General features: G+C 51.4%; 8 protein-coding genes. 4 read left to right on the top strand and 4 right to left on the bottom strand.

Annotated elements, in window-relative coordinates:
* Window positions 1-95 precede the first annotated feature (95 nt).
* Complete coding sequence (locus H0248_RS17465; RefSeq protein ID WP_180786880.1) at window positions 96-1,292, bottom strand: MFS transporter; 1,197 nt, start codon at window positions 1,290-1,292, stop codon at window positions 96-98.
* A gap of 253 nt (window positions 1,293-1,545) precedes the next feature.
* On the opposite strand from H0248_RS17465, the gene yhjD reads away from it, so the two are divergent.
* Window positions 1,546-2,562 carry an inner membrane protein YhjD gene (gene yhjD / locus H0248_RS17460; RefSeq protein WP_180786879.1) on the top strand — a complete coding sequence of 339 codons (1,017 nt, stop codon included), beginning with the start codon at window positions 1,546-1,548 and terminating at the stop codon, window positions 2,560-2,562.
* A 167-nt stretch (window positions 2,563-2,729) separates the two neighbouring features.
* Entirely contained in the window at window positions 2,730-3,662 is a 933-nt protein-coding gene (locus H0248_RS17455; RefSeq protein ID WP_180786878.1) for a sugar kinase, read from the top strand.
* Window positions 3,663-3,744: 82 nt separating this feature from the next.
* On the opposite strand, the gene H0248_RS17450 is transcribed toward H0248_RS17455, so the two are convergent.
* From H0248_RS17450 to H0248_RS17440, 3 genes are all read right to left on the bottom strand, one after another.
* Window positions 3,745-5,262 (bottom strand): M16 family metallopeptidase, encoded by a 1,518-nt coding sequence (locus H0248_RS17450; protein ID WP_180786877.1) that lies wholly within the window; start codon window positions 5,260-5,262, stop codon window positions 3,745-3,747.
* Window positions 5,263-5,603: 341 nt separating this feature from the next.
* Entirely contained in the window at window positions 5,604-6,896 is a 1,293-nt protein-coding gene (locus H0248_RS17445; RefSeq protein ID WP_180786876.1) for a dicarboxylate/amino acid:cation symporter, read from the bottom strand.
* Window positions 6,897-7,215: 319 nt separating this feature from the next.
* Complete coding sequence (locus H0248_RS17440; protein ID WP_180786875.1) at window positions 7,216-8,367, bottom strand: diguanylate cyclase domain-containing protein; 1,152 nt, start codon at window positions 8,365-8,367, stop codon at window positions 7,216-7,218.
* Between the two features lie 686 nt (window positions 8,368-9,053).
* Between H0248_RS17440 and H0248_RS17435 the strand changes: the two genes are divergently transcribed.
* Both H0248_RS17435 and H0248_RS17430 read left to right on the top strand, forming a co-directional pair.
* On the top strand, window positions 9,054-10,736 hold the full coding sequence (locus tag H0248_RS17435) for a ShlB/FhaC/HecB family hemolysin secretion/activation protein (protein WP_180786874.1): 1,683 nt from the start codon (window positions 9,054-9,056) through the stop codon (window positions 10,734-10,736).
* Window positions 10,737-10,775: 39 nt separating this feature from the next.
* Complete coding sequence (locus tag H0248_RS17430) at window positions 10,776-12,752, top strand: filamentous hemagglutinin N-terminal domain-containing protein (protein ID WP_180786873.1); 1,977 nt, start codon at window positions 10,776-10,778, stop codon at window positions 12,750-12,752.
* Window positions 12,753-12,765: the final 13 nt, after the last annotated feature.

The following is a 12,765-nucleotide window of genomic DNA, read 5'->3' as shown; positions in this document are numbered from 1 at the left end:
AGACCAACAGCCTGTGAAGTAATGAGGTCACCGTCAGCAAGGAACGGCGGCATATCATCGGCAATCAGGAGGCATGATGTTTATTATGGCTGCCCTCATCCTTGCGCCGGATGCTGGGTCAGCCGCCACGTCAGTGCCAGACCGCATAGCCCTAGCAGCGCTGCCGCCAGATAAATAGAGGCAATACCGGTATAGGCCATCAGCACGCCCGCCACCGGCCCGACGATGCCCAGCGATAAATCGAGAAATATCGTATAGGTTGCCAGCGCGCTCCCTTGATTCTGCGGCGATACGGCCTGAACGGCGACGACACCCAATGCTGGGAACACCAGAGAGAAACCCGCCCCCGCGAGGAACGCACCGACTTCCGCCATCAGCGGCTGCGTCGCCCCCCAGACCAGCAATAACCCGACGATCTCAACCACGAAGCACACCATCGCCACGCGCAGCCCACCAAGCCGTTGAATACTTTTAGGAAACACCAATCGTGCACCGACAAAGGCACAGCTGAAAATGGTTAGCGTCAGCGCCGCGCCTTCCCAGTTACGGTCAGCATAAAACAGCGTGATGAAGGTGGCGATCACACCAAAACCCGCAGAGGCGATCGCCAGAATAATGCCGTAAACCCAGACTTTCCCCAGCACTTCGCGGAAGGGAATCTTTTTCCCCGGTGCGACCTGCACCGCCGGACGCGGCAGCGCGAGGACAATCGCCACGGCTGCGATCAGGATAATGCAGACGGAAAGCAGTTTTAGCCCACCGACATGGTTGAGCCAGACGCCGAGCGGTGCGCCAATCGCCATCGCGCCATAGGTGGCAATGCCATTCCATGAAATCACGCGCCCGATGTGTCGGGAACCGACCACACCGACGCCCCAGAGCGTTGCGCCTGTACCTGCAAAGCTCTGTCCGGCTCCCAGAACGACACGTCCGAGACACAACAACAGCAGCGTGATGACAGGCGAGGCATCGCTAAAGGCGGCCATCAGGTAGAACACTCCGCTCAGCATGACGCCAGCCAGCCCCCAGACGACAATTTTCTTCGGCCCTTTTTCATCGGCGCTGCGGCCCGCATGCGGGCGGCTCAGTAGCGTGGAGAAGTATTGCAGGCTGATCACCAGCCCGGCCCAGAATGCACTGTAGCCAAGGTGATCATGCACATACCCCGGCAGCACCGCCAACGGCAGGCCGATATTCAGATAGCTGGCGAAGTTGAACGCCACAATCGAAACGATGCGCAGATTAAGGCACAGACCGCTCAGCGCCGGTTCGGATGGGGAAGGTGTTGGCATGGAAAATTCACTCGCTTAACGTCCGTGTATGACGTACGTTCAGAAAAAATTGAAAAATCATATTGTTATATACTCTACATAATTCGAGTTTCAGGCAGGCGGCAAGAGAAGGAGTCCCGATGAACTTACTCAAGTAAGTGATTCGGGTGACTGAACGCAGCCAACGCACATGCAACTTGAAGGATGACGAGTATATTGTTGGTTATAATCAACCTTATGCTAATAAACTAATCCCGAACACAGGAGAAACGCAATGCCTGTACCGGCAGACTCGGAGCGCCAGTCAACATCGTCAACCCCTGAAGGGGATAAATCACCACAGAAACCCCTTTCGTTTCTGGGCAAGAGTCAGCGTCTGGTCGCCCGTATTCAGGCGATCCCCAGCGTGGCGCACCTGATTCGCGCGGGCGAACGTTTCAACGATCGGATGGGCAACCAGTTTGGCGCGGCCATTACCTATTTTTCCTTTCTGTCGCTGATCCCGATTCTCATGGTGTCTTTTGCCGCCGTGGGTTTCGTGCTGGCCTCCAACCCTGACCTGCTGACAGGCCTGATTAACCGTATCGTCAACAGCATCAGCGATCCTAATCTGGCCAATACGCTGAAAAGTACCGTTAACACCGCCGTGCAGCAGCGTACCACCGTGGGGCTTACTGGGTTACTAATCGCACTCTATTCCGGCATCAGTTGGATGGGAAACCTGCGTGAGGCGATTCGCGCCCAGTCGCGCGACGTGTGGGAACGAAACCCGAAAGATGAAGAGAAGATTTACTTTCAGTACACGCGGGATTTCCTGTCGCTGATCGGCCTGGTCATTGCACTCATTATTACGCTTTTCCTGACCTCTGTTGCCGGCACCGCGCAAAACATGATTGTGAACGCGCTGGGGCTGGATGGCATAGAATGGTTGCGCCCCGCGTTAACGCTGATTGCCCTGTCCATCTCCATCTTCGCCAACTATCTGTTATTTCTGTGGATATTTTTCGTTTTACCGCGCCACAAACCCAAACGTAAAGCACTCTTTCGTGGCACGCTAATCGCCGCCGTGGGCTTTGAAGCAATCAAATTTGCGATGACCGTCGCGCTGCCTAAATTAGCCAGCTCCCCCTCCGGAGCTGCGTTCGGTTCGGTCATTGGCCTGATGGCGTTCTTCTATTTCTTCGCTCGTCTGACGCTCTTCTGCGCTGCTTGGATTGCCACAGCGAACTACAAAGGCGACACCTCGACGGATAAGAATGAGCAAGAAAAAGAACCGCCCTCCGATCGCTAAAAGCAGCGTGAAAGCACTGGTTTTCCGATCTGCGTCATGAAAAAATAAAACATCGTTTCAAGGCTATTGACTCAGTCTCGCGTAATGTTGAGACTGACGTTAATTTCCGCATTTTTTATCCCCAATAACATCAGGTGCAGGGTACCTTTTCAAACAGGCCAAAAGTGATGACAACTACTAACATTGCCGTAATCGGCGAATGCATGATCGAACTGTCGCAGAAGGGCACGGATCTTAACCGTGGATTTGGCGGCGATACGCTGAACACTGCCGTTTACATTGCCCGTCAGGTAAACGCCGATAAGCTGGGTGTGCATTACGTGACCGCACTCGGCACCGATAGCTTCAGTACCGAGATGGTGGCTGCCTGGCAAAAAGAAGGGGTGAAAACCGACCTGATTCAGCGACTGGACAACAAATTACCCGGTTTATACTTCATTGAAACCGACGATAGCGGCGAGCGTACGTTCTACTATTGGCGTAATGATGCTGCTGCCCGTTACTGGCTGGACAGCCCGGAAGCAGAAAAAATCGGTCAATCGCTAGCACAGTTTGACTATCTCTACCTGAGCGGCATCAGTCTGGCGATTCTGAACGCCGAAAGCCGTCAGCGTCTCCTCGCCCTGCTGCGCGCCTGCCGCGCCAACGGCGGTAAAGTGATTTTTGATAACAACTACCGCCCACGTCTGTGGCAGAGCAAGGAAGAAACGCAGCAGGCCTACACCGACATCCTGTCCTGTACCGATATCGCTTTCCTGACACTGGATGACGAAGACATGCTGTGGGGCACGAAGCCACTGGAAACGGTGCTGGATCGAACACACGGTTTGGGCGTTAACGAAGTGGTCATCAAACGCGGTGCCGATTCCTGCATCGTGTCTGAACGCGGACAAGAGCTGGTTGATGTCCCAGCGGTCAAACTGCCAAAAGAGAAAGTGGTCGATACCACCGCCGCAGGCGACTCTTTCAGCGCAGGTTATCTGGCAGTACGTCTGAACGGCGGCAGCACGCAGGAAGCCGCACAGCGCGGTCACCTGACGGCCAGCACGGTCATTCAATACCGTGGCGCAATTATCCCGCTAGAGGCAATGCCTGCATAAACAGGCTGTCGCGTGATAATAAGTAAAAGGCCGCAATCGCGGCCTTTTCTATTTACTGATTAATGAGTTACTGATTAGCGAATTACTGTGCGGCGGGTGCCGTTTCCTGCGGTTTCGTTCCTTCAGGAATAGCCCCTTCCGGCGCAGCCGCCGCGGTACTGGCAACCGGCTCGGTCGCCGGTGTCATAATACGGTCGTAGGCTTCCTGCAACGCTTTCATATTCGCTTCCGGTTCACCGGGCTGTTGGATCAACATCAGCGTCGTATCCTGTACCAGTTGCTGGTGCAGTTCCTGATTCAGCATATCGAGCGTCAACGCGGACAGATAGGTCTGGCGCAGTTTCTGATACTGCTCGGGAGAAATATCTACGACGCCATTCTGCTGGGAGCGCAGTCGCTGATCCATCAGGATGTCCGTGCTGGTCCGCGCATAGGTCGCAAACAGCTTGTTCAGTTCGTCCGTCTTGCGCGCAATCAGCGCATCAAACTCTTGCTGTGTCAGCCCTTTTTCACGCAGCGTCGCCAGCTCACGCGCCATAAACGTCACGCCCAGCTCAACGCCGTCGCTATTCGGTACATCCATATGAATTGCACACTGAGAACGGGTATAAAACACATTGCAGTCGAAACGGAGGTTGTTGCTCTTCAGCGAGCTCTTCTCCAGCACCTGCTGTAGGTGCCAGAACATCGCCTCCCGCGTCATATCACCCAGCCAGTAGCGAACCAACGCCTGCGATTCACGAATCGGGTGCCACGGGGCATCCCACATTAGCGACAGCGTATCCTGCTGGACGTTGTTATTCATCAGGCTGATCGCCTGCGGCGGTAGCGGGCTCAGTGTCGGCAACGGCGCGGGTGATTCACGTTTCCCTTCCAGCGGGGAGAAGACTTTCCCGATCTGCTCGATCACGCTGCGGTTATCCACATGACCGACGATGTAGAGCGTCATCGCATCGGGTGTGTACCACGTTTTATAAAACTGCTGGAGCTGCTCGCCATTCAACGGCGGTTTGACGTCCTGAGCAGGATCGTGCGCCAGCAGGGGTGAGCCTTTCAGGCGATAGCGCCAGCTCGGATCCTGTGGGTTAACTGGAAAGGTTGCCACCTGATCGGGCACCTTCAACGCAGCCTGTAGGCGTTTTTCATCAAACGTCATCTGCCCTGCGCTTTCCGAAAGCCACGTCAGCGCTTCTTTCAGCAGTTCGGGGCGATTATTCGGCAAACTCAGGTTATACGACGTGAAGTCGTACGAGACAATGACCGGAGGCAAGACGCGTGAGCTGTTAGCGTCCCGCATCCACATGGAAGGTCGCTGAGCGGCGGACAGCTTATCGCTGGGCGCTAAGGCCAGACGGGGAAGAAAATGGGCAAAACCTACCTGCTGGGCGTTTTCCAGCAGCGACCCGGCATTAACAACCAGACGCAGCTCAACCCGATCGCCGGGGCGCTGTGGTGTGGTTAATAACTGCCAGGTAAAACCATTATCAAGCTTACCCTGCTGCCAGGCAGGATCGGGCTGTAGTGCTTCAGCCTGCACGCCGCTGCTGACCACAGCCAGCAACAAACCACCAACGAAAAGCGCCTTTTTGGTGCCCTGCATGTGAACCCCTACTCATAGCTATCCAACATAATAATGTGGTTATTGTTGATCATTATGGTGGCCTTGCGTCTGCCACCGCACACTCTCGTGGATATATCACGGAAAAAATTAAAGACGCGAAGTGTACCATTCCCTTGGACAGCGCGCTTTTGTCTATGTCACTCCAGAAGACGAAATAATCTGCAAAAAAGGTAAAAATAGTCATATTTAACAATATTTTTACGTTTCAGGACGGGTAAGAAAAGGAAGGGAAACGGTTTGGTTCGACGTGTTGGCAGACAAAAAAATTCCCCACGGAGCGTTAACGCCGTGGGGAACTGATTTAGAAAATCGTATCGGAATTATGACTGTGCAGTCGGTGTAATCCCATTATCGTTCTTGTTGGTGCCAGACAGCTCAGCATCCAGTTTCTTCTCGTCCAGCTCACGGCAGTATTTTGCTACCACGATGGTCGCCACACCGTTACCAATCAGGTTGGTCAGCGCACGGGCTTCTGACATAAAGCGGTCAATACCCAGAATCAACGCCAGACCGGCAACTGGCAGGTGGCCCACGGCAGACAGCGTTGCCGCCAGCACGATGAATCCACTTCCCGTCACGCCCGCTGCACCTTTAGAGGACAGCAGCAGTACCACCAGCAGGGTAATCTGATGCCAGATATCCATGTGGCTGTTGGTCGCCTGAGCGATAAATACCGCGGCCATTGTCAGATAGATGGAGGTGCCATCCAGGTTGAACGAGTAGCCGGTAGGAATAACCAGACCCACGACCGATTTTTTACAACCGACCTTCTCCATCTTCTCCAGCATACGTGGCAGCACGGATTCAGAAGAGGATGTGCCCAGTACGATCAGCAGTTCTTCACGGATGTAGCGAATGAATTTGAAGATACTGAAGCCAGTCGCTTTAGCAATACTGCCCAACACCAGGAAGATAAACAGAACACAGGTGATGTAGAAGCAAGCAATCAATTGCCCCAGTTGCACCAGCGTACCGACACCATATTTACCAATGGTGAAGGCCATTGCACCGAACGCCCCCAGCGGAGCCAGTTTCATGATCATGTTAATGACGCCGAAAATGACCTTGGAGAAGCTGTCGATCACATCAAAAATCACTTTGCCTTTTGCCCCTAAGCGGTGCAGCGCAAAGCCAAACATCACAGCAAACAGCAGAACCTGCAAGATATTACCGCTGGCAAACGCACCAACTACACTCGCCGGAATCACGTCCATCAGGAACGGAATCAGACCCTGCTGCGACGCCTGCTGGGTATAAACCGCCACCGCAGATGCATCAAGCGTACTTGGGTCGATGTTCATGCCCACGCCAGGTTGCACCACGTTAACCACGACCAAACCGATAATCAGCGCAATCGTACTCACAATTTCAAAATACAGCAGGGCAGCCGCACCAGTACGACCGACCGACTTCATACTTTCCATACCTGCGATACCGGTGACTACCGTACAGAAGATAACTGGTGCAATAATCATTTTAATTAATTTAACAAACCCATCGCCCAGCGGCTTCATTTGCTCGCCAAGCTGAGGGTAGAAATGCCCCAACAGTATCCCTATTGTAATGGCGGCAAGAACTTGAAAATAAAGACTTTTAAAAATTGATGTTTTCATACATACGTCCTATGGTGGGGAAAACACAGGAGGGGAATAGGGTACGAAAATGCCGCCTGTGATTGCGCCGAAAAGTAACATTGCAATAACAAGCTGAGAATGTTTTATAAGTTTAGTTTGTGAACGACAGGTTAAAAACAAGAGCTGAATCACGTCAGCAGGAATTATAAAGAAACATCAGTGCAATTTATTTGTAACAGATGCACATTTTTTCGGCAGCAATATTGCCTTGAAAAACCTTCAAATCCCCGTCATACGGGGAATGTGCCGTTCAGGAAACCTTTCAATGAAAAGTAACATTTGCGTTACCTGCAAATACTCAGGAAGGTACCGTGAGAGGATGAATCCCGGATTTTTTATCACGCCGCGCCAACTGCATAGCAAAACGCGCCTGTGATAAAAGCAGTGCCGCATCCTCGGGTCGAGGATCGGTAATGGTAAGGATTCCGACGCTGACAGCCCGCGCAGGCTGGAAGCCCGCCGGTAAAAAGGGAGAATTAATCGTCAGCATCACATTTTGCGCCCAATCTTGCGCCTGTCCAGCGGATTGCAGTTGCTTCCCGATGATAGCGAACTCATCACAGTCGAGACGCGCCAGATAGATGAGCCCAGCCTCGTTCTGCTCTTCAATAGCCGTGCTGAGCTGCTTCACCAGCATGTCTACCTTGCCCTGCTTGCTGGCGGACGAATCAAGCCCGAAAACCAGCAGACTGAACGGTGTCGCATCAGCCATACGCTGTTCAAGGCGTCGCATGAAGTGCGCTTTGTCCGGCAGCTCCGCGCCTTCCGTTCCGACAGACAGCGACTGCGCCAGCAGCTGTTGATTGCGGTTATAGCTGCGCACCAGCGCGCCGAGCTCATCGTCCTGATGCCAGGGCGGCAGCGTAAGTTGGCGGTGGAGCATGTCATCCGACGGGAGATTCTGTAACTCGACAATAATCCCACGCAGCGGGTGTATCAGCAGGCGGTTAATACACCAGGTAATGGCGATCGACATAATCAGCGCCAGCAGCAGATATGTCGCCAGCATGGTTGAAAAGGTGCTGACGATAAATTGATACATCCGGTAGGAATCCGCCTGCAACACCAGATGCGCCAGCGGAGCCGAATACTGCGTCTGCGGAGGCGAATAAAGCGGAATAGAGATGCGGATAGGCAGCTTAAAGACCCGTGCGATCCAGTCTGGCACCGGACGCTCTTTCGGGAAATTCGCGTGCAGCGTCTGGAAATCATCCGGCAGCAGCACATCTGCTCGGCTCAGAAAGGCAACGGGTAATAAGCTGTCCAGAATATTGCCCGCCCGCTGCACTTCCCCTTGTAACACCGCATCCGTCAGCGGTTGACGCACGGAATAGGCGATGCTCTCCAACTGCTTGGCATAATCTTCACGGCGCTGATGAACGAAGTGAAAGAGCTGTATGACGATAAACAGGCTGATCGTCACCAGTGCCACGGCAGACACGGCTGTCATCTGTTTAATCGTTAATGAACGTCTGAGCCGCAAGCGCTTTCTCCGTCAACCTTTATACAAACCTAGATACCTGACCCACCAAACCACAAACAGGTGAGCAATATACAACGCGAAAAATGCGCACGCGTTACACACAGCAACACGATTGATACGCAGCAAATAGTATAAGGCAGCTTATCGCCGTCTTAACGCTGTTTTCTGCTGATGTTCGGGGGATTTCATCTTAATCCTAGGCTACCTTTGGCAACAGCGATAACGCGGCCTCAGAATAGGGGATATCCCCTGCATAATCCAATATCGCTATTCGGGGAGCAGACTGAAGAATCGGGCAGAATTTTCTCCTGCCTGATAACGTGATAGGGGTGAGATTATTGCGGGTAAGGCACCCAGTCTCCGCCGTTCAGACGAATGTAAGGTTTTCCCTGATATTGCATCACGACATACACGTCATAAGCTTTCCATAACATCGAAACCCAATGATAAATATAAAAATTACTCTGACTTACGATATAGTTACCTGCCTATCTATATAAAAATGATAATGACTATCATTTTTATTCTCAAAAATTAAATTTCTCAACGTATTCTGTCGAATTTCTATTGGCGATCGATTTTACCTAGTCACGAAATGAAGCATTTGTGTATATAAGCGCAAAATGTAAATCAACGTAAGGAACGCGTTCATTTTGTGTAAAACCCTTTCTTTTATAAGCCTTATTTTTTTGAGTCTCAGCAGCTCAACCTTTGCCGCCACCGCCATCAGCCCAACAGATCGCGATGCGCTGGAGCTCCAGCAAAAGTCATTACTGGAGCAGGCCAAACAGCAGCGTTTATCGCTGGAAAACAGCACCACCTTAACGATACCCACGGTCACTGCACCAACAGTAAAAGATGCCGTCTGCTTCCCCATCCAAAACATTGTCTTTCACGATGCAGAGTCCCTTTCAACGAAAGATCGGGCCGCTATTCAGCAACGCTACCAAAACCGCTGCCTTGATTTAGCCACAGTCCATAACGCCGTGAGGGAAACGACCAACGCCTACCTTAATCGCGGCTTTGTCACCAGTCAGGCCTATTTGCAGGAACAAGACCTCTCCAGCGGCACGCTCATCATCAGCGTCAGCGAGGGAAAGATAGAAGCCATTCGCATGGAAGGGGAAACGCCACTCGCAATCAAGATGGCCTTCCCCGGTCTGGAAGGACGCATTCTTAATCTGCGCGACATCGAACAAGGGATGGAACAACTTAATCGCCTGCCTTCGCAGCAGGTGACGATTGATATTCAGCCGGGAAAACAAGCCGGAAGTTCAATTGTTTATCTCAAACGCACCACGCAAGCCCGCCCTATCACCCTGTCTCTCAGCACAGACAACAGCGGACAAAAAAGCACGGGCCGCGAACAGCTTTCTACCCACATCACGCTCGATAACCCGCTGAGACTCGCCGACCGCTGGTGGCTCACCGCCAGCCGTGATAGCGCATTCAGCCATAGCTACGGCAGCAAAGCCTTATCGGGCGGGATATCTTTGCCTTATGGCTACTGGACGCTCGGCTATCAATATGCCTGGAATGACTTTTTCCAACCGATCCCGATTGGCAGCAGCGCGTATCGCTATGAAGGGCAAAGCAACACTCATCGGCTCAGCCTCAACAGAACGCTCTATCGGGATGGGAAACAGAAGCTGGCGCTGGATGGCGCGCTCTCCCGCCGACGCACCGAGAACCGCATGGCGGGCGAGCGCCTTGAGGTCAGCAGCCCTACGGTCAGTAGCGCTAGCCTTGGGCTCAGCTATAGCACCACGCTGGTCGGGGGATATTTTACGCTCAACCCGATGTTAAGCCATGGCTTAAGGAGTTGGGGCGCGACAGATGACACAAAGGAAAATAGTGGCCTGCCACGCAGCGAGTTCCGCAAATTTAGCGTCAGCAGCAGCTATTTCTACCCACTTACATCCTCGCTGACCTTTCTGACTTCCCTTTACGGCCAAACCACGCCGGACAACCTGTATACCAGCGAACGCGTCTCGCTCGGCGGCGAGTATTCCGTGCGGGGATTTAAGGAACAGACACTAACTGGCAATCGGGGTTTCTACTGGCGTAATGAACTGAATTGGCAATTCACCACGCTGCCATTTTTGGGAGATATCGCATTAACCACCGCGCTGGATAGCGGGTGGATTGCGGGGAAAGCCGGCAAAGTCGATGGTGGCAATATGACCGGCGCTTCCGCCGGCCTGTCCGCATCTTCACGTTGGGTCAGCCAGTCAGTGTCACTCGGCGTGCCGCTGCACTTCCCAGACGATCTCCATCCCGACAACGCCGTCGTTTACTGGCAAGTCTCCCTCCCCGTTACAGCGTTTTTTGATTAAGCGTTTTATTCACAGCAAAAGGAAAACAAGGAAAGTCACATGGAAAAATTCAACAACCGTACCACTCGTGGACTTAGCTATCTGCTGATCTACCTGACCGCAATTCAACCGTTACACCCCGCCTTCGCGGCGCTCACGCCAGACGGCCCACGCACGCAGGTCAAGAACGCGGGGGCTGTTCCGGTCATCAATATCGCGACGCCGAACGCAGCGGGTGTTTCTCACAATACCTATAAAGATTTCAGCGTCGGGACACCCGGAGCCGTGCTAAACAACAGCACCGTAGCAGGTAAGTCACAACTCGCTGGGCAGTTAAACGCTAACGCCAACCTCAAGGGAAAAGCGGCCAATCTGATTATCAACGAGGTGACGGGCTCCACCCGCTCAGACCTGCAAGGGAAGATCGAAGTCTTCGGGAATAAAACCAACGTATTGATTGCCAACCCGAATGGCATCACCTGTGACGGATGTGGGTTCATCAATACGCCGGGGATCATACTCACAACAGGAAAAACGCAGTTTGATACACAAGGAGCTTTGGACGCACTAGAAGTAAAAAATGGAAATATTACCATTGGTGATAAAGGACTTGATGCTAGTACTCAAGACTATGTTGACATCATCAGTCGCGCTACCGAACTAAATGGAAAAATCACGGCAAAAAACCTCAACCTGACACAGGGCGCTAACCGCATCGGATTTAAAGACGGTACGATTAATGCGATTGCAGGCGACGGTAGCATACCGCAACTGGCTGTTGATACTAAGGCTCTCGGTGGGATGTATGCAGAGCGTATACGGTTGGTGGCGACCGAGGACGGGGTCGGTGCTAACGTCACTAACCTGACCACTACCCAGCAAGGCATTACGCTTAGTACTAGCGGTAAACTTCAACTAGGTAATATCAGTGCTAAAACCGATTTGGAGATCATCGCTAAACAAGCGGACATCAATCGTAACGCGACGGTAAAAAGTGATGGCAATACAATTATTGTCAGCAGCGCATTAAACAATGGTGGAAATTTGGTTGCCGGACAAGATATGCACCTGCTGCACGACAACCTGACCAACACTCAGGCGACTATTCAGGCTGGCAAAAATCTGTGGATGCAAAAAGATGTGCTGGGGAACAAAAGTAACAAAATTGAAAACCGATCCGGAGTGATAAAAACGGATATGGGTAATTTAACAATAAGGACAAACTCACTTCAAAACGTCAGAAATCAGATCGTTGTAAAAGAGAAGAAGGATTTAACTTACACCAACCTTAATGTTGGTAATGAATTGCCAATTCGAGCGCTTTCCGATACAAAAACGTATATTCCTTTAATTTCTAAAAAAGAGTTTGAAGGGGACGTTGCTACATCTGAATCCGAAATTCACGGAGCAAAAAACCTCTATATTAATGCTACACAGTTGGAGAATAACGCCAGCAATTTGAAATCCTATGGAAATATCTTTCTGGCAGGGCAGGAATTTTTAAATATCTCCCCGTTGTTAAAACAAACTGAGCATACAACCAATTTCCGCTCAGAAACGGCACAAGAACAGGCTATTAGGCGTTCGAAAACGCTACTATCGGCCAGCACAACTATTTTGGATGATGGTATACCACTTATCCTTGCCTACTATAAGGTCAAAGACAAAGATAGCGTTTTTAAAAGCGAGCAGTTGCTATCCGCAAAGGTACATGCCACTGGGAATGTCGTTGCTGATTTTGGAGGGGTAATAAAAATAGAGAACTCGCTACAACCGAAATCGCTAACAATCATGTCACTTGATACAATAAACATTAAAGGGAAGGAAGTCTTACTGAACTCTGGTGAGATAAGAGTAAATGGTATAATTGACTCATCAAGCAACACCAACTTAACCTCTAAAAGTTCTATAGTTATCAACAACTCAGATTTATTATCAAGGAATAGAGACATAAACCTCAGTGCGATATCCAATGTTTATTCAACAACGTCATCTTTAAAAGGATTAAACATTAACATCAACAGCCGAGAAGGCTAAATTTTCTATCACA

Source organism: Pectobacterium brasiliense (assembly GCF_013449685.1).
GTDB lineage: Bacteria > Pseudomonadota > Gammaproteobacteria > Enterobacterales > Enterobacteriaceae > Pectobacterium > Pectobacterium brasiliense_A.
This window is presented reverse-complemented; position numbering and strand designations above follow the sequence as displayed.